This is a genomic window from Klebsiella sp. GW_Kp181, from assembly GCF_040062315.1.
GTDB lineage: Bacteria > Pseudomonadota > Gammaproteobacteria > Enterobacterales > Enterobacteriaceae > Klebsiella > Klebsiella oxytoca.
The window spans coordinates 1-26,074 of the sequence record NZ_JBEAFR010000007.1 but is presented as its reverse complement, the minus strand read 5'-3'; the positions used below and the strand labels follow the sequence as shown (position 1 = coordinate 26,074).

General features: G+C 59.1%; 12 protein-coding genes and 1 pseudogene. 10 read left to right on the top strand and 3 right to left on the bottom strand.

Features of this window, described 5'->3' with window-relative positions:
- The first annotated feature begins 93 nt into the window (after positions 1-93).
- The 9 genes and pseudogenes from ABLV11_RS05665 (at position 94) to ABLV11_RS05625 (ending at position 21,888) form a co-directional block, all read left to right on the top strand.
- Positions 94-3,654: a DUF4132 domain-containing protein gene (locus ABLV11_RS05665; protein ID WP_126489336.1), complete on the top strand. Its 3,561-nt coding sequence runs from the start codon at positions 94-96 to the stop codon at positions 3,652-3,654.
- 12 nt (positions 3,655-3,666) lie between these two features.
- On the top strand, positions 3,667-7,404 hold the full coding sequence (locus tag ABLV11_RS05660; RefSeq protein ID WP_126489337.1) for a WGR and DUF4132 domain-containing protein: 3,738 nt from the start codon (positions 3,667-3,669) through the stop codon (positions 7,402-7,404).
- A gap of 15 nt (positions 7,405-7,419) precedes the next feature.
- Complete coding sequence (locus tag ABLV11_RS05655; protein ID WP_126489338.1) at positions 7,420-11,055, top strand: WGR and DUF4132 domain-containing protein; 3,636 nt, start codon at positions 7,420-7,422, stop codon at positions 11,053-11,055.
- A 14-nt stretch (positions 11,056-11,069) separates the two neighbouring features.
- On the top strand, positions 11,070-14,660 hold the full coding sequence (locus ABLV11_RS05650; protein WP_348855214.1) for a DUF4132 domain-containing protein: 3,591 nt from the start codon (positions 11,070-11,072) through the stop codon (positions 14,658-14,660).
- A 230-nt stretch (positions 14,661-14,890) separates the two neighbouring features.
- Entirely contained in the window at positions 14,891-15,979 is a 1,089-nt protein-coding gene (locus ABLV11_RS05645; RefSeq protein ID WP_004103818.1) for a MoxR family ATPase, read from the top strand.
- Positions 15,980-15,989: 10 nt separating this feature from the next.
- Positions 15,990-18,275: a DUF5682 family protein gene (locus tag ABLV11_RS05640; RefSeq protein ID WP_126489340.1), complete on the top strand. Its 2,286-nt coding sequence runs from the start codon at positions 15,990-15,992 to the stop codon at positions 18,273-18,275.
- Positions 18,275-19,411 (top strand): VWA domain-containing protein, encoded by a 1,137-nt coding sequence (locus ABLV11_RS05635; RefSeq protein ID WP_126489341.1) that lies wholly within the window; start codon positions 18,275-18,277, stop codon positions 19,409-19,411. Before ABLV11_RS05640 ends, ABLV11_RS05635 begins: the two co-directional genes overlap by 1 nt.
- A pseudogene (locus tag ABLV11_RS05630) lies at positions 19,408-21,327 on the top strand (SWIM zinc finger family protein); the annotation flags it as partial. The gene ABLV11_RS05635 and the pseudogene ABLV11_RS05630, both read left to right, overlap by 4 nt.
- A 99-nt stretch (positions 21,328-21,426) precedes the next feature.
- Positions 21,427-21,888: a YehR family lipoprotein gene (locus ABLV11_RS05625; protein ID WP_004103825.1), complete on the top strand. Its 462-nt coding sequence runs from the start codon at positions 21,427-21,429 to the stop codon at positions 21,886-21,888.
- 124 nt (positions 21,889-22,012) lie between these two features.
- On the opposite strand, the gene ABLV11_RS05620 is transcribed toward ABLV11_RS05625, so the two are convergent.
- The 3 genes from ABLV11_RS05620 to ABLV11_RS05610 are packed head-to-tail and all read right to left on the bottom strand — an operon-like array spanning position 22,013 to position 24,935.
- Positions 22,013-22,480, bottom strand: a complete 468-nt coding sequence (locus tag ABLV11_RS05620) for a DUF1456 family protein (RefSeq protein ID WP_004103827.1) — start codon at positions 22,478-22,480, stop codon at positions 22,013-22,015.
- A 53-nt stretch (positions 22,481-22,533) separates the two neighbouring features.
- A complete protein-coding gene (gene btsR / locus ABLV11_RS05615; RefSeq protein ID WP_004103829.1) occupies positions 22,534-23,253 on the bottom strand; it encodes a two-component system response regulator BtsR in 720 nt (239 codons plus the stop codon).
- Positions 23,247-24,935 (bottom strand): sensor histidine kinase, encoded by a 1,689-nt coding sequence (locus tag ABLV11_RS05610; RefSeq protein WP_004103831.1) that lies wholly within the window; start codon positions 24,933-24,935, stop codon positions 23,247-23,249. The genes btsR and ABLV11_RS05610 overlap by 7 nt, the downstream gene beginning before the upstream one ends.
- Before the next feature lie 210 nt (positions 24,936-25,145).
- On the opposite strand from ABLV11_RS05610, the gene ABLV11_RS05605 reads away from it, so the two are divergent.
- Positions 25,146-25,904: a MerR family transcriptional regulator gene (locus tag ABLV11_RS05605; RefSeq protein ID WP_265785281.1), complete on the top strand. Its 759-nt coding sequence runs from the start codon at positions 25,146-25,148 to the stop codon at positions 25,902-25,904.
- Positions 25,905-26,074 lie beyond the last annotated feature (170 nt).

The window sequence follows — 26,074 nt, the reverse complement described above, 5'->3', positions numbered from 1 at the left end:
TGAAAATCGCATTCTTGTCGCCCCTCCCCTCTGCGTTCCAGGGCAATAGCTGTTAGCATCAGCACCGAACTGGATAAAAATACAGGGAATGTTATGACAACCGCTCAAAATCAGAACTATGGAATGCAAAACGCTGCCGTAGGGGATCACCGCCCGTGGCTTGCCGATGATGCGTCCATTGCGCTTACCGATCAGATTAACCACTTTAGCCGTTGCCGCCGCGATCGGCCTCGTCCCCCCGGCCATGCACGTTCTGAAGATCAGCTCTGGCAAGATATCGCCGCGAGTAAAAAGGCTTACAACACCTTAGCGGCATACGCATCCTGCCCACCAGACTGGCAGTTCGCTTTTGCTGAACTTGCGCTGCGTCTCAAGGCGAGTCCACGCGAAGGCAGCCTGCTTTCCGAAGCAGCGTTACTCTGGCATATAGGCCACTTTGAGCCAGATTTAATGGATAGCTTCGTTGCCCGCCACGGCCTGGAAACGACGGTGGAAATTGTTTGTTGCTCCCTGCAACTGTGGAAAAAATATAGCGATACCGCATGCAAATATATCCTCACGCGGGATATTCCTCTTGATGAGGAAAACGCTCTCCCCAACTGGCACCCACGCCTGTGCGGCTATCTTTCCACGGCGCCAGAAGAAGAGTGGCAACGCTGCGCAAACAAACTGATTGCCGCTATTCCAACACTCTCTCCCGTTATGCAGCCTTTAATTGCACTGCTACTGCCGGAGCGTACGGATATCGCCAACGACATGGCGCTGCGTTTCGTCGGGCAAAATATCCCGGCCATGGGGAGATTAAAGTCAGTGGTTACGGACGACAACGCAATAGCGGCATTGCGCCACTATCCGTTCCTCCCGGCAAATAACTTTGGCTATATCAGCTTCGCGGCAACGCAGATGGCCGACCGGGGCATAAAGGGAATGAGCCGCACCCTCGACGTCCTGAAGGAAGAATATGCGGCGGAACTCTGCGAGATACTTCCGCAGCTCCACGTTGCCGACTATCTCGGTAAATGGCTTTGGAAAGTTAACCATCCCGATGCGTTGAAGCTGTTGATCTTAAGCGCTGGCGACAAAAACAAGCGTCTGGAATTCCTCAGCAAAGCCAGCCAGAGGCATCCCCACGCCGCTATCGCGGCTTATGCAGAACTGCTGAAGGAACAAGAAAACCCCATCTGGCGTCAGACGCTAACGACGCTTATCGCCGCCGCGCCAGAACGAGCAGAACAGGTCTTACCCTGGATAAGCGAGCAGGCAGTCGAAGTACTCGCCAGCTGTCGTCAGCAAGAGATGCAGATGACATGCGCCAGTTCCGACTCGCTGCCCCAGGTGCTGGTCACGCCGCCGTGGCTGGCGAAAACGACTAAAGCCGCCGTCCCCGCGTTTGATCTGCCCACGCTTGCCGTATCCGCGGTTGTCGCCCCTACCCGAAAAATGCTCGAGAGTCACGGTGAATACCGGCAGATAGCCCAACGACAGGCAACACGGCAAACGATGTTTATCGATTTACCGCCGCTGGAGCAAAGAAGCTGGGAGCCCATGCTCCTGCCACAAACGCCAGAGCAGCAAATCCTGTGGCGTTTAGGCTTTGAGAACTGGAGAAAAACGGGAGAAGAGCAATATGAAAAATTGCCTATTCCACAAAGCGCCGTCGATGCGCTACTGCGTGACGATTTTCCGACGCTTAAAGCCGAGCGAGCAAAATATTGCGGGGACAGGCGAACCTCCTGGAACCTGGCAGAACTTTGTTATCTCCCCGGTGAACAGGCTATCTCGCTGCTGAATCAGATCATTAACGAAACGGACTATTATGGTGAATCTGAGATTCTGACGATATTCGGCCCTGCCGCCGTCCCGGCTTTTTTGACCTGCCTGAACCGAGACCCCAGGCGACTATGGCACTTCACTGCCTCCTGCGGCACCAGCGAACTGGCGCTGCCGATGGCGCGGTTATTGCGTAAAAAAACGCAGCACGCCGAAAGCCGCGACTGGCTGTTAAAATACCCCGAACATGCCGCCGCCGGGCTGCTTCCTGTTGCGTTGGGCAAAACAAAAAAAGATCGCGAAGACGCCCGGTTGGGGCTCCGCCTGTTGGCAGAAAACGGCAGGCGGGCGCTGATTGAAGAAGTGGCGCAGCGCTATCATCAACCCGCAGTCTCGGCGGCATTAACCGCGCTGCTGAATGATATTACACAGATTAAATACCCCTCGACTACAGCTCCGCTACCGGGATTCTGGCAGCCCACTCTGTGGCGCAGACCGCAGCTCAAAACCAACGGTCTACCGCTGGGGGACGATGCCCTGTGCCATCTGGGCACCCTGCTCAGCTTCCCGCGTGAAGTCGCTATCCATGGCGGCCTGATGCAGGTAAAAGAGGCCTGTACCCCGGAAACGCTGGCCGCCTTCGCCTGGGATCTGTACGAGGCCTGGGAAGCCGCTGGCGCCCCGTCAAAAGAGAACTGGGGCTTTACCGCGCTGGGTATTCTCGGCGATGACAATACCGCTCGGGACTTAACGCGATTCATCCGCGCCTGGCCTGGAGAATCCCGACATAAACGCGCCATTACAGGGCTCGACATTCTGGCTGAAATCGGCAGCGATATCGCCCTGATGCAGCTGAACGGCATCGCGCAGAAAATAAAATTTAAGGCGCTTCAGGAAGCCGCGCGGGAAAAAATCAAACAGATTGCCGACAAGCGCGAACTGACCATTGCCGAGCTGGAAGACCGCCTCGCCCCGGATTTAGGTCTGGATGACAGCGGTACCCTCACCCTCGACTTCGGCCCCCGCCGCTTTACCCTCGGCTTCGATGAAGCTCTGAAACCCTTTGTGCGCGATGAAAGCGGTCGCCGCCTGAAAGATTTGCCGAAGCCCGGCAAAAGCGACGATGAACCGCGGGCTGCGGAGGCCGTCAGTCGTTACAGACAGTTGAAAAAAGATGCCCGTACCATCGCATCCCAGCAAATTCAGCGTCTGGAAACCGCCATGTCCCTGCGCCGCCGCTGGACCGCCGAACAGTTCCGCCTGTTCCTCGTCGACCATCCGCTGGTGCGCCATCTCACCCGTCGCCTGATCTGGGGAGTCTATAGCCAGGAAAACGTCCTGCTGGCCTGCTTCCGCGTCGCCGAAGATAACAGCTACAGCGATGCAGAAGATAACCTGTTCAGCCTGCCTGAAGGGCAAATCGGCCTTCCGCACGTGCTGGAAATCTCCGCGGAAGACGCCGCCGCCTTCGGCCAGCTGTATGCCGACTATGAACTACTGCCGCCGTTCCGCCAGCTCGATCGCAACCACTATCGCCTGACGGAAAGCGAAAACCGGGCCACAGAATTAACGCGCTGGCGCGGACGCCAGTGCCAGGCCGGGCGCATCGTCGGACTGGAGCGCAAAGGCTGGCAGCGAATAGAAGATGGCGGCAGCATCTGCGGCATGTTCAAACCCGCCGCCAGCGGCGACATGGTGCTGGAAGTGGAACCTTTTTCGCTGCTGTATGGAGAAACCACCTACGACGAACTCATCCCGTTCGAGACAGTGAAAATCGTTACCAAAGGCGATATTGACTACGGCAAACCGACCTTTGCTTTCGCAACGCTCGACGCCATAGCCGCCAGCGAACTGATTAACGATATCGAATCGCTATTCGATTAAAAGGACTTAGTCATGAAAACGTTTATTTATCACGACGACAAATCGCATAAGTTCTGGGCGATTGAGCAGCAGGATAACGAGCTGCATCTGAGCTGGGGGAAGGTGAGTACCAGCGGCCAGAAGCAGATTAAAACCTTTGCCGACGCGGCAGCGGCCAGTAAGGCCGGGCAGAAGCTGATTAATGAAAAAACCCGCAAAGGCTACGTTGAGCAAGGCGAAATCACGCCGTCTGCGGCAGACAGCCTGCCGGAGGAACCGGCATCTACCCCAGCTGCGCCGCCGCCCGCATGCGCCACCGTACCTGCAGACATAGCTTGTCCGTGGCTGGCGGACGATGCCGAACTGGCTTTGTCAGATGAGCTGCTGCAAGATGTGCTCCCTTCACGCCGCTTTCCCGGTCAACCGATCGCCGCGCCCGCAGATAGCGAACTGATGAATCTCGGCAAAGAGATCCACCAGCAGTCCGGGAAAGCCGTGACCTTTGACTATGCCGACTGTTCCGCCTACTGGCAGCAAACCATCAACGATGCCCTTAGCGATGGCCCGCTCTCCCCTGCTGCGCTGGCGGTGCAGCTCGCCCTCGCCACGCGTCGCGGCTGGCGCAGCAGCGACAATGCCGACCTGATGGACGAAATTGTTTACGTCTACGGACTGGAATACGCCGTCGAGACGTTTATTGCCCTGCAGCACATTGCTTTTGATTACAATTACCAGACCCTGCAGGTGACCTTCCTTTCAGAACCCACCAGCGCGCGCGGGCCCGGGATGCTCGACGTGCGCCTGCGCGCGCATCTGGCTCAGGCCGATGAACCGCTCTGGCAGCGCTGCGTGAATAAACTGATCGCCGCGCTGGCGGATATGCCCATCGGGCAGCAGCCGCTGGTGGCGCTATTGCTGCCCGATCGCCCGGATATCGTCCACGAAATCGCCCGCCGGGTGCTGGCGCATAAAACTATCAGAACGGCGGAATGGCTGAAGGTGGTGGTTCGCGACCCGCAGCTCGTCAAAGCGCTGGAGCCTTATCGGGCGGAGAACCTGTTTAACGACTACTACCACGGCAGCGTCTGGAACGCGACAGTGATGCGCGAGCAGGGCGTTGCCGGCATCGCCCGCTTCGCACCCTACGTTCATGACGATCTGTGCGGTAAGCTGGTCAGCCAAATTAACCATCCGCAGGCGCTGAGCCAGCTAATCCTCGCAAGCGAGCAGGGTAAGCGTTGTCACGAACGGATGACCCAGGCCAGCGCGCGCTTCCCGCACGCCGCGCTGGCGGCGCTGGCTGAACTGCTGATGCAGAAAGAAGAGAAACGCTGGCGCATTATGCTGATGACCCTGCTCAGCGGGCAGCCGGGGCTGGTCGGAGAAATTGTGCCGTGGATCTCTGCACAGGCCGCGACGCTACTGGAAGCCTGCCAGCAGCAGTTAAGCCAGCAGGCCGAGTGCGCCCGCGACGATATGCTCCCGCCGGTGCTGGTCACCCCACCCTGGGCGGCGAAAAAGAAAAAATCCCCCATTGCACAGCTGAATCTGCCGCCGCTCCCATTAGAGCCGATCTGTATGCTAACGGAAGAGGCAAGCAAACAGCTTCTCGAACAGCGTAGCTGGTATGCCCGCCAGGTCGATAATGGCAAAGAAAAAGATGAAAAGGAGCTCCTGTCCCGCTTAGGTTTCCACAGCTGGAACCGGAGCCAAAATCGCTATGAAGATGTCTCCAATACCGCTATCGATGCCTGGCAACGACAGGATTACCCGGCGCTGCTTGCGGAATTTAAGAATGCCCATACCTATCGCCAGGAAGAGTGGAAGCTGTACATGCTCGCCGCCCTGCCCGCCGGACGGGCGCTACAGGCCTGGAACGCGCTCAGCCAGGAGCCCCACACCGGCGCAGACTTTGTGATGGCGCACCTGCGTCTTGCCGGTTTGCCGGGCTTTATCCACTCCTTCTCACGCTATCCGCAGGAAAACCTGTCGGTTGCGATCTGGTTTGCCGCCAGCGAACTGGCCCCCATCATCGCCCGCGCTTTTAACAAGCTTAAATCGCTGCGTGAAGGCGCGCGCGAATGGCTGCTGGCCTATCCTGAACATGCGATTACCGGCCTGCTGCCCGCCGCCCTCGGCAAAGCGGGCGAAGCGCAGGACAGCGCGCGCCTGGCGATACGTATGCTGGTGGATAACGGCCATCAGCCGCTGCTTGAAGAGGTCGCCCGGCGCTACAATCAGCCGGCGGTAACGGAGGCCGTTAGCGCCCTGCTCGCCCTCGATCCGCTGGATAACCATCCGACCAAAATTCCGCCGCTGCCCGCGTTTTACCAGCCTGCGCTGTGGACGCGTCCGCTGCTGCGGGAAAATGGCCTGGCTCTGCCGGATGGCCCCTTAAAAGCGCTCGGCGAAATGCTGCGCTTCCCGTCAGAGGAGGGGATTTATCCCGGCTTGCAGCGGGTTAAAGATCTCTGTACTGCCGAATCACTTGCCGCCTTTGCCTGGGATCTGTTCAGCGCCTGGCAAACCGCCGGAGCGCCATCGAAAGAGAGCTGGGCGTTTACCGCGCTCGGGATTTTCGGCAACGATGATACCGCCCGGGCCCTGACGCCGCTGATCCGCACCTGGCCCGGCGAATCTCAGCATAAGCGCGCCACCGTCGGATTAGATATTCTCGCCGCCATCGGCACGGATATCGCCCTGATGCAGCTTAACGGCATCGCCCAGAAGCTAAAATTCAAAGCCCTGCAGGAACGCGCCAGAGAGAAAATCGGCGATATCGCTGAAAGCCGCGGGCTGACCGTGGAAGAACTGGAAGACCGCCTGGCGCCCGATCTGGGTCTGAATGAGGATGGTAAGCTCACCCTCGATTTTGGCCCACGGCGCTTTATCGTGAGCTTTGATGAAGCGCTCAAACCGTACGTCCGGGATGAAAACGGCAGCCGTCTGAAAGATCTGCCGAAGCCGAATAAAAGCGACGATAACGCGCTCGCCGCCGAGGCCGTCAATCGCTACAAGGCCCTGAAAAAAGATGCCCGCACGATTGCCGCCCAGCAAATCGCGCGGATGGAGTCGGCCATGTGCCAGCGCCGCCGCTGGACGCCGGAGAACTTCCACCTGTTCCTGGTCAACCATCCGCTGGTACGCCATCTCACCCGTCGCCTGGTATGGGGCGTATACGGTGAGGACAACCGCCTGCAGGCCTGTTTCCGCGTGGCGGAAGACAACAGCTACAGCAATGCCGATGACGATCTCTTTCCTCTGCCGGACGGCGACATTCGTATCGGCCTTCCGCATCGGCTGGAAATGACGCCGCAGGATGCCGCCGCTTTTGGTCAGCTATTTGCCGATTACGAACTGCTGCCGCCGTTCCGTCAGCTCGATCGCAACTGCTACACCCTGACGCCCGCCGAGCTGGCGACTACAGAGCTGACGCGCTGGGCAGGACGCAAGTGCCCGAGCGGCCGGGTCATCGGGCTGGCGAACAAAGGCTGGCTACGCGGCGAGCCGCAGGACGCTGGCTGGATCGGCTGGATGCTAAAACCGCTGGGACAGCGGGCGCTGGTAATGGAAATCGACGAAGGCTTCGCCGTGGGCATGCTGCCGGATGAGCTCAGCGCCGAGCAGCTATTAAGCAAAGTCTGGCTGTACGCCGGAAATGCCCGGCAGTACGGCTGGGGCGGCAACGCTCCGCAGCAGGCCCGATTTTCGGAGCTGGATAAAGTCGCCCTCAGCGAACTGATCAACGATATTGAAGGGCTATTTGAATAAAAGCAGGGAGCTAAGGTGAAAATATTTATTTATCAGGATGATAAATCACACAAGTTCTGGTCTGTGGAACAGCAGGAACACGAACTGCACCTGCGCTGGGGCAAGGTCGGCAGCAACGGGCAAAGCCAGATTAAGGTTTTCGCTGATGGCGCCGCCGCAGCCAACGCGCAGCAAAAACTGATTAATGAGAAGGTGAAGAAGGGCTATCTGCCGCAGGAAACGGAAGCGGCAATGACTGAAGCGAATTCATCCCCTACTCTTTCGTCACTTTGGCTCGCTGACGATGCGGCTCTCACCCTGCCGGAGGAGATCGCCTGGGAGGCGTTAAGCCACCGCGATCGCCCCGGCGCACCGGTAACAATGCCGGAACCGCCGCGGTTAGCGGAGAAACTGCGGCGCCAGGCACAACGAATTAACTCGGTAGACAGTCAAACCTGTCGTGCGGAATGGAAGAGAGATATCGCCCAGGCGCTGGCTACCGATCTGAGCGAAGAAATTACCCTGTCGCCGCGGATGATGGCCGTTCTGCTGCTGCCGACCATTCGTCCCTTGATAAGATATGGCTATACTGATAAAGAGCACGCCAGCCTGCTGGATGAGATCGTGTTGATCTGGGGCCTGGAGTATGCGACGGAGGTGGTGGTTGCCTGTCTGCATCTTTACCACGATGCTGAAAACCGGAACAATTATTCCACGTTTCACGTCAAGTATACTCACCGAAACAAGGATCTCTGGTTTGGCGAATGTGAATTTGAACTTCGCCTGCGTAAACACCTCTCGCTTGCCGATGAGCTAACGTGGCAAAACTGCGCGGATAAACTGATCGCAGCGATTGGCGATACGCCAGCGGATCGCCAGCCGCTTATCGCGCTGCTATTGCCAGAGCGGCCGGACATTGCCAACAACATGGCGCTGCGTCTGGGCCGGATGAAGCATGTACCGGACCGGGAGTGGCTGAAACTGACGGTGACGGATGCGCAAGCGCTGGCGGCAATCGAAAAATGTCGATGGCTAAGGATATTTAAGGAAGACCGACGCTGGGCCGCCACGCTGCTGCTCGATCGGGGAGTTGCGGGCCTGCGGCGCCTCGCCCCTTATGCCGGGCAGGACGGCTGCGCTGACGTTCTGGCTCAGGTCAACCATCCGCTGGCCATCAAGCTACTGCTGGCGAAGGCGAACCGTGCTCATCAGCAAATGAGGCTAATGCAGGCCTGTAAACAGTGGCCCGCCGCCGCCATCGCCGCGCTGGTGGAAAACATTGCCGGGCAAGCCAATCCGCTCTGGCGCACGCAGCTGCTCCACCTGCTGCATCAACATCCGCAGCTTGCTGAACCCGTAGCGACGCAAATCAGCGAACCGGCACGCGCCGTACTGGGGGAGCTTCGTCAACAAAATGCCTGTTTTGCTGATAACGATGAACTGCCGCCGATTCTGGTTTCACCGCCGTGGGCGAGTAAACAGAAAAAAAATCGCCAGCCGGTTCTGGCGTTGCCTGCGCTGCCTCTGGCGGCAAAGATGACTCCGTTTATTCCCGTGTCAAACAATATCTGGGTTTACAACCATGATGAAGTCATGCAGAAAACGGCGCAAATCAGCGAGGCCACTCCTGAAGAGGCGTTAAAACTTCTGGGCGGCCGGTGCAGCGACGAAACCCTTCAGGCCTGGCAGCGAGGCGATTATGCCGCGCTGGGCGCCCCGCGGTTTGACTGGAATCTTTCGCTACTCCCGGGGCTGAAACGGCAAACCGGCCTGGCATTATGGAATACGCTGACTCACGCGCCGCATGTCGGCACAGCGTATCCGATGGCGCATTTTGGCATTGATGGCATACCGGGATTGGTTAACAGCGTCGCCCGCCAGCCGAAAGAGGCGCTGCCGGTGACGCTGCATTTTGCCGCCACCGAACTGGCGCCGCTTATCGCCCGCGCCTACTGCAAGCTCAAAACTGGGCGCGATATCGCCCGCAGCTGGCTGCTAAAATACCCGGAACATGCCATTACCGGCCTGCTGCCCGACGCGCTGGGTAAGCCCGGCAACGCTCAGGGGTACGCTCGTCAGGCGCTACAGCTGCTGGTGGAAAATGGACATGGCGATCTTATTCAACAGGTGGCGCTGCGCTGGCAACAGCCGGAAGTGATAACCGCGCTTGACGCACTGCTCAACGGCGACCAGTTAAATACTTATCCCGCCAGACGCACGCCGCTGCCGACGTTTTACCAGCCCGCATTCTGGACACGACCGCAGCTAAAGCTAAGCGGAAAAATGCTATCCGATGAAGCGCTGCATCACCTCGGAACTATGCTGCGCTTCCCCTCGGTCCACGAAATTTATCCTGGTCTGAAGCAGGTTAAAGACGCCTGTACGCCGCAATCGCTCGCCGCCTTCGCCTGGGATCTCTACAGCGCCTGGATAAAAGCCGATTGTCCAAAACAGGAAGAGTGGGCGTTTATCGCCTTAGGTATTTTGGGCAATGATGATACCGCCCGGAATTTAACGTCACTCATTCGCAAGTGGCCGGGTAAATCACTCTACTCCCGCGCGGCTGCTGGAGTCGATCTGCTGGCCCGTATCGGCAGCGATATCGCCCTGATGCAGATCCGCGCCATTGCACAAAAGACCCCCTCTCCGGCATTGCAGGATCATGCTTACGCCGTGCTGGACAAAATCGCAGCCCAGCGCCAGCTCACACCTGCTGAACTCGAAGACAGAAGTGCCCCTACGCTAGGGCTAAATGCCAGGGGAACGTTGCTGCTGGATTTTGGTCCACGACAGTTCAGCATCAGTTTGGATGATACCTGGCAGTTCGTAGTCCGTAATATGGCCGGTGAGCGTGTAAGCACGCTCCCGGAGGTGGGGAAAAAAGACGATCCGGCGCTGGCGGCTGAAGCTATCCAACAGTTTAAAATCCTGAAAGAAGACGCACGAACGGCAATTCCCCAGCAGATTCGCCGTCTGGAAACGGCGATGTGCCAGCGCCGCCGCTGGACTCCCGCCAATTTTCGGCGTTATCTGGTCGAACACCCGCTACTGCGTCACCTGAGCCAGCGTCTGATATGGGGCGTCTATAGCCAACAAAACCAGCTGCTGCACGGGTTTCGAATAGCGGAAGACGGCAGCTACAGCGATATCAATGACCAGACCTTTGTTCTGCCATCGGGCGATTTGCTGATAGGTATCCCGCATATTATGGAGATATCCGTAGAGGACGCCGCCGCTTTTGCGCAAATACTGGACGATTACGCGCTGCTCTCCCCTTTCCGCCAGCTTAGCAGAACTCGCAGCGCGCTGACGCCGGAAGAACGCAGCGCTACGCGGCTATATCGCTGGGATAAGCAAACGTGCGCCAGTGGACGCGTGATGGGGCTGACGGCGAAAGGCTGGCTGCGCGGTGCTCCAGGGTATGAGAACAAAATTAACTATCTGCTCAAACCGCTGGGCGAGTGGACGCTGGTGCTGGATCTCAACGAAGGTTTCAAAGCGGGAATGCCGCCCGACACCCTAAGCGCACAGCAGACGTTCATCACCGCCTGGCTATGGCACGGTCAGGGACGAGATTACGGTAAGGACTGGCGTCAAGAGAATCCCTTCTCCGTCGTCGATGAGGTCACCGCCTGCGAACTGATCAACGATATTAATTCGCTATTTGAATAGAACAAGGAACGTTTATGCACAACGCACTAACCCCACCCTGGCTGGCGGATGACGCGCAGCTGGAGCTGACCTTTAAAAAAGGCAAGACGCCGTTGAGCCACCGTCGCTGGCCGGGCGAGCCGGTGCCGCTGGTCAAAGTGGAACGACTTCAACGGCTGGCGAACGATATTGCCTCCCGCAGCCAGCCCCTCGCCTGGGATGCTGAACAATGTACTGCTGAGTGGCAACAGGCGATTGCGCAGGCGATGCGCTGCGTGGGCGAGGCCAGAGCGGCAATGCCCGCCCGCGCGCTGGCGGTGCTGACTCGTCTGGCTGAAGAGGATAGCCCGGCGCTTTTGGATGAAATCGTCCAGCTGCACGGCGTCGAATACGCGACCGAGGTGGTGATTGCCCGGCAGAATATCGCGGTGACGCACAGCGAGATCCGCACGCCTGATATCGTATTTTGTCATCCAGATAAAGGGAGCAATCGCGGTTTTCGGTCCAGTACCTACAACGCTTTCGATCTGCGGCTACGTAAACATCTTTCACTGGTGGAAGAGGACATCTGGCAACGCTGCGCTGACAAACTGACTCATGCGCTTCCTGATACCCCACCAGAGCGGCAGCCGTTTATTGCCCTGCTGCTGCCCGAGCGGCCGGAAATTGCAAATAGCCTGATCGAACCGGTCAGATATGTCGGACCGTCATCAAAAGAGTGGTTAAAAGCCGTCGCGACTGACCAGGGCAAACTGACTATTCTGGATGAGTGTAGCTGGATTAATATCTTTACCGATCGCGAAGCCAGCGATATGCATTACGAGAACTGCTACGGCTATGCCGCCTGCGCTGCGGTTTTACGCGAACAAGGTCTGGCTGCGGTGTCCCGGTTGGCGGCCTATGCACACAGGGACGACTGCGGTAGCCTGCTGGCGCAAATCAACCATCCGCAGGTTATTCGCCTGCTGCTGCTGGTGGCGGATAAAAACAAGCCCAGCCAGCTGCGCGTGGCAAAATATGCCAGACAATTTCCCGCCTCGACGCTGGCGGCGCTGGCAGAGCTGCTGGCGCTACCGGAGCCGCCCGCGCGTCCGGGCTATCCGCATATTGAAGCGAAAAAGCTCCCGCAGCAGCAGAAAAAACGCGAAGAAAGCTGGCGAATGCTGCTCCGGACGCTGCTGAATACGCATCCGCCACTGGCCGAACAGGTTAGTCCCTGGCTAAGCGCGCAGGCGCGGGAACTTCTGGCGACGTTCCAACAGGCGCTGCCCGCAGGCGTCACGGTGGCCGTCGATAACCCCGGCCTGCCGGAAATTCTGCTCTCGCCGCCGTGGCGCAGTAAAAAGAAAAAAGCCGCCGCGCCGCGTTTTGCGCTATCGCCGCTGAAGCTTGCGCCGCAGGAGTACTGGCAGCCTGGAGAGCGGGAGGCGCTGGCCGCCGGCAAACCGGCCTGCTTTTTCAACGATCTTCCGCTGCGGGAACGCATTAGCCGCAAAGGTGAGGTGGTATTAGAGGAACTGGGCTTTCAGGATATGGATTATCTTTTTCATCAATATACTTTGAATGGACAGCAAGGGCATTTAGGGTCGCCGTGGCACAGCGCATACAGGACTAAAACAGGCTGGGATAAAGCCGCTATCAGAGCGCTGCACAGCGGTGATAACGAAGCGCTTCTCAAAGCCTGGCGAGACTATCTCGAAGAAAGCTATCACCCCAACGAGTGCTGGAATCTTTATCTGCTTATGCAGCTCCCCCGCAAGCAGGCGGTAACGCTCTGGCAGCGCATTAATGAAGAAAATTTCAAATTTGTCGGCGCTGAATACCTGTTGAGCATCCTCGGGACTGACGCCCTGTCCGGCCTGCTGCTGGCGCTCCGGCATCGGCCAAAAGAGATCTTTCCGCTGCTTATGCATCTCGGCGCAACGGAGCTGGCGCTGCCGGTGGCCCGCGTCTGGCGGCGCTTTCAGGCGCAGAGCCATCTCGCCCGCCAGTGGCTACTACGATGGCCGGAACACGCCGCCGCCGCGTTAATTCCGCTGGCGTTCGATAAAGCGGGCGATAGCCGCGAAGCGGCCATTAACGCCCTGCGTCTGCTGTATCAGGAAGGCCATCACGCGCTGCTGCAAACGGTGGCGCAACGCTGGCACGAACCGAGGCTATGGCCAGCGCTGGAGCAACTGCTGACGCAAGATCCGCTGGATAATTATCCGGCCCGCACGCCGAAAGCGCCGGATTTCTGGCAGCCCGCGCTCTGGCGCAGGCCGCGGCTTCTCAGCAACGATCAGCCGCTGACCGACGATGCGCTGGAAATTCTCGGCGATATGCTGCGCTTCGCCCAGGGCGGCCACTTTTACTGCGGACTGGATTTAGTCAAAGCCGCCTGTCAGCCCCAATCGCTGGCCGCTTTCGCCTGGGATCTCTTCAAAGCCTGGCAGAATGCCGGTGCGCCCGGCAAAGAGAACTGGGCTTTTCAGACGCTGGGGATCTTTGGCGATGAGAGCACGGTGCGTGATTTAACCCAGCTTATTCTCGCCTGGCCGCAGGAAGGGAAATCTGCCCGCGCCGCCAGCGGCCTGCATCTTCTGACCCGCATCGGCATCGATATGTCGCTGCTGCAGCTGGACCATATTTCGCAACGGGCAAAATCCCGCCCGCTGCGCGACAGCGCGGAACGTTGTCTGCAAGAGATTGCCGAAGCGCGCGATTTGAGCGAAGAGCAGCTGCAGGATCGGCTTACGCCGACGCTGGGGCTGGATGACCCCGGTGCGCTGACCTTTGATTTCGGTACCCGCAGCTTTAGCGTGCGCTTTGATGAAAATCTGCAGCCGGTAATTTATGACCAGCAGGGAGCGCGGCAAAAGAGCCTCCCGCGCCTGCGCGCCGAAGATGACCAGACAAAAGCCGCGGAAGCGCTGCTCCGGCTGAAAGGATTGAAAAAAGATGCCGCTCGCGTGGCGAAACGCCTGCTACCGCATCTGGAAAATGCCCTGCGGCTGGCGCGGCGCTGGACGCGCGCGGAGTTTCAGTCGCTGTTCGTCGACCACCCGCTGACCCACAATGTGACCCGCCGCCTGGTATGGGGAGTGTACGCCGCTAATGAGCCTCGTCGCCTGCTCGCCGCTTTTCGCATCGCGGCCGAGGGAGAGTTCTGCGACGGCCAGGATGAGCCCATCACGCTGCCGGAAGATGCACTATTCGGCATCGTTCATCCGCTGGAAATGGACGACCTGACGCGGGCGGCGTTTGAACAACTCTTTGCCGATTACCAGCTATTGCCGCCGTTCCGTCAGCTGACCCGCCATACTCTCCTGCTGCTGCCGGAAGAAACTTCAGTCAGCAAGCTAACGCGCTGGCAGGGAAGGTCGACGACCTGCGGGCAGCTGCTGGGCATCCGCGGCCGGGGCTGGTGGCAAGGTAGCGAAAGCTATTTCTGTTACGATGTTGCTCAGCATCGGCTGATACTGGAAATCACGCCGGGATTTGTTCACTACAGCATAGACGCTAAAGCTCCTCAGCAGTTTGGCGCGATAACGCTCTATTACGGCGAACAACCCGTTGCGTTTTCCCGGCTCGATCCTCAGGATCTCAGCGAAGCGCTAAGCACAATAGAGATTATTTCCCGCTAGTGCGACAAACGAGGTGAGTCAATTAGCAACAATATTCGACTCACCGCATGAGTCGAATATTGGCTTTTTAGCCCCACGAACCTAATGTGCCTTTTTAACTACAAGATACGCAGGAAGATGTTGCGTTAAATATAATCCGATATATCAAGCTCAGAAATAAAGCACCTCACGCAATCTGCTGCGCATAAATAAGGTCTAACGATTACCGCTGTCTCTTTAAGGAAGAAACGATGATACAACAGGAAAAACATCTTCAGCGCCCCCCCGCCGCCGTGCTCTACGCCGATGAACTCGCGCGGCTGCAACAGAATGACCCTTTCCCCTGCCCGCCCGGCTGGCAGTTAAGCCTGCCTGCGGCGCGCGCGTTTATCCTCGGCGATAGCGCTCGCGACATCAGCCGTAAAGTGGTTATCAGCCCCGCCGCCGTCGAGCGGATGCTGGTCACACTGGCGACCGGACGCGGCCTGATGCTGGTCGGTGAGCCGGGCACGGCAAAATCGCTGCTCTCAGAGCTGCTGGCCACCGCCGTCTGCGGCGATGCCGGGCTCACCATTCAGGGCGGCGCGTCGATTACCGAAGATCAAATCAAGTACGCCTGGAACTATGCGCTGTTGATCAACCAGGGACCCTCGACCCAGGCGCTGGTGCCCGCACCGCTGTATCAAGGCATGCGCGACGGGAAAATCGTCCGCTTCGAAGAGATAACCCGCACGCCGCTGGAGGTTCAGGACTGCCTGCTGGGGATGCTTTCCGACCGGGTAATGGCGATCCCGGAGCTGAGCGGTGAGGATAGCCTGCTCTATGCCCGCGCCGGGTTTAATATCATTGCGACCGCCAATACCCGCGATCGCGGGGTCAACGAAATGAGCGCGGCGCTCAAACGTCGCTTCGACTTCGAAACCGTCTTTCCAATCATGGATTTTCAGCAGGAGCTGGAGCTGGTGGCTAACGCGTCGGCGCGCCTGCTGGCGCATAGCGGCATTCCGCATAAAGTGCCCGATGCCGTACTGGAACTGCTGGTCCAGACCTTCCGCGATCTGCGCGCCGAGGGCGGAAAGAAAACCTCAATGGATACTCTCAACGCGATTATGTCCACCGCCGAAGCGGTTAACGTCGCCCACGCCGTCGGCGTACGTGCCTGGTTTCTGGCCGCTCGCGCCGGAGAGCCCGCCGACCTGGTAGACTGCATCGCCGGTACAATCGTCAAAGATAACGAGGACGACCGCGCCCGCCTGCGCCGCTATTTTGAGCAGCGCGTCGGTACGCATAAAGAAGCCCACTGGCAGGCCTATTATCAGGCCCGCCACCGCCTGCCGTGAGGGAACACGCATGCCAGAGCAGCCGTTAATTATCGGCGTTCGACACCACAGCCCGGCCTGCGCCAGGCTGGTAAAAGAACGCATCGAACAAACGCGTCCGCGCTACGTTCTGATTGAAGGGCCGGTGGACTTTAATCAGCGCCTGGATGAGCTGTTTTTACCCCATCAATTGCCCATCGCCATCTACAGCTACTGCCAGTCTCAGGAGGGCGGCGCGGCGGGACGCGGTGCCTGGACGCCGTTTGCCGAATTCTCCCCCGAGTGGCAGGCGCTGCTGAGCGCCCGGGCGACGGGCGCGCATATTCGCTTTATCGATTTACCGGTCTGGGCGCAAAGAGAGGATGACAGCGATGCCTCTGACGCTCGCCGCGCCGATGACCAGCAGCGCCTGTTAGCCGCCAGCGGAATGGAGAATACCGACGCGCTGTGGGACCATCTGTTCGAAGATGAAACCCAGCGAGCCGGACTGGAGCAGGCGCTGGAAACATACTTTATCCAGCTGCGCGGCGATAGCAGCGGCGGGGAAAACAGCCGGCAGCGGGAAGCCTGGATGGCCCGCTGGGTGGCATGGGCCATGCAGCAAAATGACGGCCCGGTCGTGGTGGTCTGCGGCGGCTGGCACGCCCCGGCGCTGGCAGCCCTGTGGCGGAATTGCCGGGCGCCAGCGCAGGAACCTGAATCCCCGCCGCCACCGACGCCCGACGCCGTCACCGGCTGCTACCTCACCCCCTATAGCGAAAAACGGCTGGACGTTCTGGCGGGCTATCTTTCCGGGATGCCGGCGCCGGTCTGGCAAAATTGGTGCTGGCAGTTGGGCCTGCGTCAGGCCGGGGAACGGCTGCTGAAAACTATCCTCGCCCGCCTGCGCCAGCATCGCCTTCCCGCCTCAACGGCCGATTTCGCTGCCGCCCACCTGCGCGCAATGGCGCTGGCGCAGATACGCGGCCATACCCAGCCGCTGCGCTGCGACTGGCTTGACGCGCTGGCGGGCTCGTTAATCAAAGAAGCGCTCAATGCCCCGCTACCGTGGAGCTATCGCGGCGTGATTCATCCGCAAACCGATCCGATTCTGCTGACCATCGTGGATGCGCTGGCGGGAGCCGGTTTCGGCAAGCTCGCTCAGGGAACGCCGCTGCCGCCGCTGCCGCAGGACGTCGATCGCGAGCTGGCGCGCGTCGGGATCGCCGTACCGGCAAACCTGAACATCAATCGCTATACGCCCGAGGGATTAGCAAAAAGTCAGGTCTTACACCGGTTGGCCATCCTCGACATTCCCGGTTTCCAGCAGCAAACGGGCAGCGCGGTGACGCTTTCCGGCGATGGCGAAGAGCGCTGGCGACTGTTTCCAACCCTGGAGCAGCACGCGGTCCTGATCGAGGCCTCCCGCTACGGCGCTTCCCTGGCGGAGGCCGCGCGCCAGCGGCTGGAAGCGGCTATTCTGGCCTCCGGGGGGATCAAAAGCCTGGCCGCCAGCCTGAATCAGGCCGCGCTGGCGGGGCTCTCCACCTTCAGCCAGCAGATGCTGGAACAGCTGGCGCAGCTGATTGCCGAAGAGAGCCAGTTTGCCGAAATGGGGCCAGCGCTGGAGGTGCTTTACGCCCTCTGGCAGCAAGATGAGAGCAGCGGTATGCAAAACGCCGCGGTGCTGGAAATCACGCTTTGCGCGGCGCTTGACCGGACGCTGTGGCTTTGCGAATCCAGCGGCGTTGCCGAAGAGCAGCAGTTTCACGCCCATCTGTATAGCTGGCGCACCCTGTGCCACATCCTGCGCGATCTCCACAGCGGCAGCGTTTTACCGGGAGTTTCGCTCAGCGCCGCCCTGGCGCTGCTTGAACGGCGAATTCACGCCGCAGATGCCGCACCGCTCGACCGCGGCGCGGCGCTCGGCGCGCTGATTCGTCTTGAGCATCCCGCAGCAACCGCTGAAGCAGCGCTGACCCTGCTGACGCAGCTCTCTCTGCAGCGTCTGGGAGAGGCGGTCCACGGTATGCTGGCGCTGGCGCGCCATCAGCTCGCCTGTCAGCCCGCTTTTATCGCGGGATTCAGCGCGCTGCTCGCCCGGCTGGCGGACGATGAGTTTATTCTCGCGCTGCCGGATCTGCGGGCGGCGATGGCGTGGCTGCCGCCTCGGGAACGCGGCGAGCTGGCCCGCCTGGTGCTCGATCACTATCACATGTCCATGCTACCGACCTCTGCGCTACAGGCGCCGGTTTCCTGCTCGCCGGAGCAGTTACTCTATCATCAGCAGCTGGAACAGCAGGCGCTGGCCGCGCTACGCCATTGGGGAGTACGCTAATGAAAAGGTTATCCGATATTCTGACAACCCAGGAGCTCCAGCGCTGGCGGCTGATTCTGGGCGAGGCCGCCGAAAACAGCCTCGGCGGCCTCGATGAGCATGCCCGTCAGGTAGACCATGCGCTGGAGTGGCTCTACGGCCGCGATCCGGAGCGACTACGGCGAGGCGAGCGCCAGGGTGGACTAGAGGATTCCAGCCTGACGACGCCGGAATGGATCAACGCTATCCACTCGCTTTTTCCGCAGCCGGTTATCGAGCGGCTGGAGAGCGATGCGGTACTGCGCTACGGCATCGATGAGGTGGTGACCAATCTGGAAGTGCTTGAACGTATCGAGCCTTCAGAAAGCCTGCTGCGAGCGGTACTGCATACTAAACATCTGATGAATCCAGACGTGCTGAACGCCGCCCGCAAGCTGGTGCGCCAGGTGGTAGAGCAAATTATGGTCCGGCTGGCGACAGAGGTGCGCCAGGCTTTTTCCGGCGCGCGCGATCGGCGCCGCCCCTCGCGTATCCCGCTGGCGCGCAACTTCGACTTCAAAAATACCCTGCGCGCCAACCTCAAGCACTGGGACCCGCAGCGCGGCAAGCTGTACATTGAATCGCCTAAGTTTATCAGCCGTATTAAACGCCACAGCGAAAAATGGCAGCTGATTTTGCTGGTCGATCAGAGCGGTTCGATGGTGGATTCCGTTATCCATTCGGCGGTTATGGCGGCCTGCTTATGGCAGCTGCCCGGCATTCGTACGCACCTCGTGGCTTTTGATACCAGCGTGGTGGATCTCACGGACGACGTTGCCGACCCGGTAGAGCTGCTGATGAAAGTTCAGCTCGGCGGCGGGACCAATATCGCCCAGGCCGTTGAATATGCGCGACAGCTGATTGAACAACCGCAAAAAAGCGTCATCGTGCTGGTGAGCGACTTTTTCGAAGGCGGGGCGAACTCGCTACTGATTAATCAGGTCAAGCTGAGCGTGCAAAGCGGCGCTAAAGTCCTCGGGCTGGCGGCGTTAGACAGTTCGGCATCCCCCTGTTATGACCACGATATGGCCCAGGCGCTGGTTAACGTCGGGGCGCAAATCGCCGCCATGACGCCCGGCGAGCTGGCCTCCTGGCTGGCGGAGAATTTACAATCATGATGCCTTTACGCCCCGAATTACTGGAACTCACCCCGCAGGCGCTCATGGCGCTAAGCAACGCCGGATTCGTAAAACGCAGCCAGAAAGAGCTGGATAACGGCAATATCCCCGAGCTTGCGCAGGATGAAGACGGCACCCTGACCGCCGTATTTCACGACGGCACCCGCACCCGGCTGGCAAAAGGCCAGGCGCTCAAAGAATCCAGCTGTACCTGCGGCGCCAGCGGCATGTGTCGTCATCGCGTGATGCTGATCCTCAGCTACCAGCGCGCCAATACCGGTGATGAGCGTCCCGAAGGGGAACCGGAGAGCAGCGAACGCTGGCATCCGGGACTGTGGCAAGCGGAGCTGGCCGCTCTCCCCGAGTCCGTTCTGAAGCGGGCGCAGCAGCTGGCGGATAAAGGCGTCGCGGTGGAGCTATTCTGCCGACCTAACGAAACGCCTTCGGCAAAGCTGCCGATGAGCGATGTGCGTTTTTATTCCCGCAGCAGCATCCGTTTTGCCCGCTGCGACTGCGTCGACGGCTCGCTGTGCGAACACGTGGCGCTGGCGGTTCAGGCTTTTACCGATGCCGAAGCCCAGCAGCCTGGCTTTACGCACCTGGTCTGGCAAACGCGCAGCCGCAAGGCCGCCGCCCGCGGAGGGCCCTTTGATACCCCTGACGGCGAGGCCTGTCGACAAAGCCTCCGCCAGCTCAGCCAACTGCTGTGGCAAAGCGGCGTCAGCCAGCCGCCTATTGGCTTCGAGGCTGCGTTCACCCGGGCGCAGCGCGCGGCGCAGACGGTAAACTGGCGCTGGGTCGTCGGCGCACTTGCTCAGCTTCGCGAAGGCGTCGAGGCCCTTCAGCAGCGCGCCAGCCATTACCATCCTGAACAGCTTCTCAGCCAGCTGTCAGGACTTAACGCCCGCCTTGAGAGCGCCGACAGAATGGCGCAGCTTGCCGATGCCGACCAGACGCCGCCCCTGCCGTGGCGCACCGTGGTGGGCCAGGGTATCGCCGGTGAAGCGCAGCTCGATCATTTGCGACTTATCTCCCTGGGAATGCGCAGCTGGCAGGATAATCACCGCTACGGTTTACGCATCTGGTTTAGCGACCCGGATACCGGCAGCATTATGCATCTGTCGCGCAGCTGGCCGCTGGCGGAACGGGCGCAAAGCCCGCTGTGGCAGCGCCGCCTGTTTAGCTTCCAGGCCGGCGCGCTGGCGGGCGGGCAGATAATTACTCAATCAGCGAGCCGCAACGCCAGCGGCGAACTGCTGCTGAGCGCGCGCCACCGCCTGAGCAGCAACATTCCGCTCAGTGAAGAGGCCTGGCTTTTGCTCAGCGCGCCGCTGCGCCAGCCGGGGGTTGCGGCGCTGCGTGAGTATCTGCGCCAGCGCCCTCCGGCGTGGGTGCGTCCGCTTAATCAGGTGGATAATCTGTTTATTTTGCCGGTGGATGCCTGTCTTGCCGTCGGATGGGACGCCGCCCGGCAAACGCTGGATGCGCAGGTTCTCAGCGGCGAAGGGCAAGACAACGTTTTGCAGCTGTCCCTTCCCGCCGCCGCCAGCGCGCCCTATGCCGTTGAGCGAATGGCGGCGCTGCTCAGCCAGGCGGACGATCCGGTAGTGATGGTGTCCGGGATGGTCACCTTTAGCCGCGGGCAGCTTAGCCTGGAGCCGCTGGTAATGATGACCCGCACCCGCGGCTGGGCGCTGAACGCGGAACCGCTTCCCGTTGGGCCACTGCCTGCCGGCGATATCCTGCCGCCGCGGTCGCTGGCCCTGACGCTGTTGCAGCGCACCCGGGCGCTGCTGATCCAGATTATGCACAACGGCCTGCGCTATCAGCAAAAGGGCCTTTTTCGCGAAGCGATGACGCTGAGCGACGATTTAACCAACGGCGGATTTAATCATCTCGCGCGCCTGCTCCACCAGTTGGCCGAGCGCGAAACGGCGACTTCCGAGGATACGCTCAGCGCTATCGCCCAACTCTGTATACAATTAGAGATGATGATTGATTAACAAGGAATGATAATGAAATTTAACCGCAGGATTACCGCCGCTCTGGGCGCAACGTTAATGATGGCCGCGCTCGTCGGCTGCGATAACAACAAAGATGAGGTCAAGACGTTTCACAACACGATGAACGGCGTAGACCTGACCTATACCTATCACTACAAAGACGATGTCGTTACCCGCCAGGACGCGGAGAATACTATTCCCTATACATCACTCGGGGTGAGTAACGAAGAGCAGGCGCGCAAAATCATCGATCCTATCGGCGTGGCCTACAGCAAAATCAAAGGCGTCACCCACAGCGTCGACTATAAAGAGAGCGCCGCGCAGGAACACCTCTCCATCGACTTTAATCAGGCTAAAATCAGCGAGCTGTGTCAATTACCCGGGGCCAGCTTTACCGACTGTTCGCAAAAGTTTATTTCGCTGAGCGAGTCGGAAAAAATGTTGAAATCACAGGGTTTTAAAGAAGTGAAATAACCCAGACTGGCGCGGAGAACTCCCGGCTTACGCTACGCTTAGCCGGGCTACCCCGGTCAGGCTACAGGGCCGTACATTCGGGGAGCCCGGCTCTGGCGTTAACGCCGCAACCCGGGGAGGCATTTCAGGATTTCGCGTGTTCGCGCTCGGTCAGCCCGCGCAGGAAGTAGCGCAGAAACTGGTCGCCGCATTCGCGGAAGTTTTTATGCTCCGGGGCGCGCATCATGGCGGTGATTTCCGGCATCGAGACGCGGAATTTCTGCTGAGTGAGGATAGCGAGAATGTCATCCGTCTTCAGGGAAAAGGCAATACGCAGTTTTTTCAGCACGATATTATTATTCACCCGGCGTTCGACCGCCAGCGGCGGCGCCGACGCATCTTTACCGCGTTTGTCGTAAATCAGGCCGTTGAGAAAATTCGACAGCACGACATCCGGGCAGCGCACAAACCCCTCTTCGTCTTCTTTTTTCAGCCAGGGTACCAGCTGTTCGGCGCTGACCGGCGCATCCGCCAGCGCAAAAATACGTACCAGGCCGCTGTTATTGGTTTTCAGGGTGTAGCGCAGGCTACGGAGAATATCGTTACTGATCATATTGCCTTCATGATGAAAAATTCTGCCGCACAGTTTATCACGATTCCGCCGTTTTACAGACCAATCGCCTCTTTCAGGCTTTTCAGATAGCGGCGGCTCACCGGCACCGTTTGCCCGGCACGCATCAGCAGCTCCGCCTGGCCGTTTTCCTCAAAGCGGATCTCCTTGAGATGGGACATGTTAACCAGGTACTGGCGATGGCAGCGCAGCAGCGGCGTTCGGCTCTCAAGGGTGCGTAAGGTGAGCTCGGTAAAACCCTCCTTTCCTTCGCGGTCGGTCACGTAAATCCCGCTCATCCGGCTGCTGACGAAGGCCACGTCTTCCATCTGCAGTAGCCAGATGCGGCTGTGGCCGGTGCAGGGAATATACTTTAGCGCCTGCTGGGTATCGTCGAGGGCGGTCATATCCTGCAGGCTGCGCTCCTGGCGCAGTCGAGCCAGCGTTTTTTCCAGCCTGGCGGACTCTATTGGCTTCAGCAAATAATCAAACGCGTGCTCTTCAAAGGCTTTCACCGCGTACTCGTCAAATGCGGTGAGAAAGACGATATAGGGCCGATGCTCCGGGTCAAGCATGCCAACCATCTCCAGGCCGCTGATACGCGGCATCTGGATATCCAGAAACAGCACGTCCGGGTGCAGCTTATGTACCGCGCCAATCGCCTCTACGGCATTTCCGCATTCGCCCACAATCTCGATATCCGGCTGGGTCTCCAGCAAAATACGCAGGTTTTCACGCGCCAGCGGCTCGTCGTCGACAATTAATACTTTTAACATGCGTTTTCCTCCAGAGGCAGTCTCAGCGTGACGCGGGTAAAACATTCCGGCTCGCAGGTGACGGTGATCCCGCAATCGGCGCCGAAGCGCGCCCGCAGACGGCGATCAACCAGATTCATGCCCAGTCCGCTGGCGCTGGGTTTGTCCTGATATAACCCGGCGTTATCTTCAATATCCAGCTGCAGCCAGCGCTGGTACTGGCTGGCGCGAATGGTGATTTCCCCCACCCCAAGGTGCTGCGAAGTCCCGTGCTTAATGGCGTTTTCGACTATCGGCTGTAGGGTAAAAGCCGGCAGTTGATGCTGGGCCAGCGCTTCCGGCACCAGCATGTGGATCTGTAGGTTGGCCTGAAAGCGCGCTTTCTCAATCTGCAAATAGGCGTTAACATGCTCGATCTCATCCGCCAGGGTCACGATCTCCGCTGGCCGTTTCAGGTTTTTGCGGAAAAAGGTCGACAGATACTGCACCAGTTGCCCCGCCTGGTCGCTATCGCGGCGAATCACCGCTTTCAGGGTATTCAGCGCGTTGAACAGGAAGTGCGGGTTCACCTGGGCGTGCAGCAGCTTGATTTCCGACTGCGTTAGCAACGCCTTTTGCCGCTCATACTGTCCGGCCAGGATCTGCGCGGATAACAGCTGGGCAATCCCCTCCCCCAGCGTGCGGTTGATGGAGCTGAACAGGCGGTTTTTCGCTTCATAAAGTTTTATCGTGCCAATCACCCGCTGATTCTCGCCGCGCAGCGGAATAACCAGCGTGGAGCCCAGCTTACAGTTAGGATGAATCGAGCAGCGGTAGGGCACCTCGTTACCGTCGGCATAGACCACCTCGCCGGTATCGATCGCCTTTTGGGTATAGAGCGAAGAAATAGGCTTACCGGGCAGATGGTGATCGTCGCCGATCCCGGTAAACGCCAGCAGCTTGTCGCGATCGGTGATCGCGACCGCGCCGATATCCAGCTCCTGGATCAGTACCTGCGCGACCTTCATGCTGTTCTCTTCGTTAAACCCCTGGCGCAGGATCCCCTCCGTCGACGCCGCCACCTTCAGCGCGGTGGCCGAGAAAGCCGAGGTATATTTTTCAAACATCGCCCGCTTATCCAACAGGATACGCATAAACAGCGCCGCCCCGACGGTATTAGTCACCATCATGGGGGCAGCGATGCTTTGTACCAGATGCAGGGCATCTTCGAACGGGCGAGCGATCAGCAAAATGATCAACATCTGCACCATTTCAGCAAAAAAGGTAATCGCGCCGGCCGTGAGCGGGCTGAAGACTTTATCCGGTCGCCCGCGTTTAACCAGAATGCTGTGCACCAGCCCGCCGAGCAGTCCTTCAACGATGGTGGAAACCATACAGCTCAGCGCGGTCATGCCGCCCAGCGAGTAGCGATGAAGGCCGCCGGTCAGTCCCACCAGGCCGCCGACCACCGGTCCGCCCAGCAGGCCGCCCATCACCGCGCCGATGGCTCGCGTATTGGCGATCGAATCTTCGATATGCAGGCCAAAGTAGGTGCCGAGGATGCAGAAAATAGAGAAGGTCACGTAGCACAAGAGCTTATGCGGCAAACGGACGGTGACCTGCATTAACGGGATGAACAGACGCGTTTTGCTCATCAGCCACGCAATGACCAAAAACACGCACATCTGCTGAAGCAGCAGCAACACCAGATCAAACTCGTACATACCCGCAGACCACACTTCATTTGAAAGCGCGTAACATACACTGCTTGCTTATAACTTTCTTTGAAGCAATACATGAAAATGATAATTCATGTTCAGGATCACACTTCTTAGCGCCTCGACGATCCGTTTTTGTACAAAAAACAGACAAAACTCCCCGCTTCGGCAAACAGCTTCTACAGTTAATAGAGGAGAACACAGCGGGAGGAGAAAATGGCGCTTTATACAATTGGCGAAGTTGCCCAGCTTTGCGATATCAATCCCGTGACGTTACGCGCCTGGCAGCGGCGCTACGGATTACTGAAACCTCAGCGTACCGACGGCGGCCACCGCCTGTTTAATGAATATGAGATAGACCGTATTCGCGAAATCAAACGCTGGATTGACTCCGGCGTGCAGGTCGGGAAAGTGAAAACGCTGCTGATGGATAATGAGCAGGAGAGGGTCAACGGCTGGTGCGATCGGCAGGAGATGCTGCTCGGCTATCTGCAAAACGGAAGTTATCATCGCCTGCGGATGTGGCTGAAGGAGCGTAACCACACCGACTCTGCGCAAACCCTGGTGAAGCACCTGATCAACCCCTTACGCCAGCGCCTGCTCAGCCCGCAGCCAACGTTGCTGGCAATGCGGGGCATCCTGGACGGCATTCTGATTAATCATATCGCCCGATGCCTGTCCTCGACGGCAAAATATCCCGGCGACCATGCGCTGATTATGGGCTGGAATGTGAACGATATCACCCGGCTATGGCTGGAGGGCTGGATAGCCAGCGAACAGGGCTGGCGGGTGGATATTCTCGCCCATTCGCTGAACCAGATCCGACCGGAGCTTTTCCCCGACAGTACGCTAATGGTCTGGTGCGGAGAGGCGCCCTGTAGCGCCCAGGTGAATCAAATGCGTCAATGGGAGCAGCAGGGCCAGATTATCTGGCTGAATCACACCACCGCAACGTCTCCCGGAGGCGGCGCCTGAGGCGCCTGTCCGGGCTACGGGTTACCGGCAATCTGTGGCCCGGTAGTCCGACTCAGCACAGCGCAAGCCGGGAAGAAGCCCCAGCAATACTACATCACGGCACATTCCCCGGGTTGCGGCGTAAACGCCTTACCCGGGCTTGTATTATTAAAAAACCAGAAAGAACCGGC

What these genes read in the sequence shown, in the direction of transcription:
- ABLV11_RS05665 (WP_126489336.1), top strand. Translation starts at nt 94, where the DNA reads ATGACAACCGCTCAAAATCAGAACTATGGAATGCAAAACGCTGCCGTA.
- ABLV11_RS05660 (WP_126489337.1), top strand. Translation starts at nt 3,667, where the DNA reads ATGAAAACGTTTATTTATCACGACGACAAATCGCATAAGTTCTGGGCG.
- ABLV11_RS05650 (WP_348855214.1), top strand. Translation starts at nt 11,070, where the DNA reads ATGCACAACGCACTAACCCCACCCTGGCTGGCGGATGACGCGCAGCTG.
- ABLV11_RS05645 (WP_004103818.1), top strand. Translation starts at nt 14,891, where the DNA reads ATGATACAACAGGAAAAACATCTTCAGCGCCCCCCCGCCGCCGTGCTC.
- ABLV11_RS05640 (WP_126489340.1), top strand. Translation starts at nt 15,990, where the DNA reads ATGCCAGAGCAGCCGTTAATTATCGGCGTTCGACACCACAGCCCGGCC.
- ABLV11_RS05635 (WP_126489341.1), top strand. Translation starts at nt 18,275, where the DNA reads ATGAAAAGGTTATCCGATATTCTGACAACCCAGGAGCTCCAGCGCTGG.
- ABLV11_RS05625 (WP_004103825.1), top strand. Translation starts at nt 21,427, where the DNA reads ATGAAATTTAACCGCAGGATTACCGCCGCTCTGGGCGCAACGTTAATG.
- ABLV11_RS05620 (WP_004103827.1), bottom strand. Translation starts at nt 22,480, where the DNA reads ATGATCAGTAACGATATTCTCCGTAGCCTGCGCTACACCCTGAAAACC.
- btsR (WP_004103829.1), bottom strand. Translation starts at nt 23,253, where the DNA reads ATGTTAAAAGTATTAATTGTCGACGACGAGCCGCTGGCGCGTGAAAAC.
- ABLV11_RS05610 (WP_004103831.1), bottom strand. Translation starts at nt 24,935, where the DNA reads ATGTACGAGTTTGATCTGGTGTTGCTGCTGCTTCAGCAGATGTGCGTG.
- ABLV11_RS05605 (WP_265785281.1), top strand. Translation starts at nt 25,146, where the DNA reads ATGGCGCTTTATACAATTGGCGAAGTTGCCCAGCTTTGCGATATCAAT.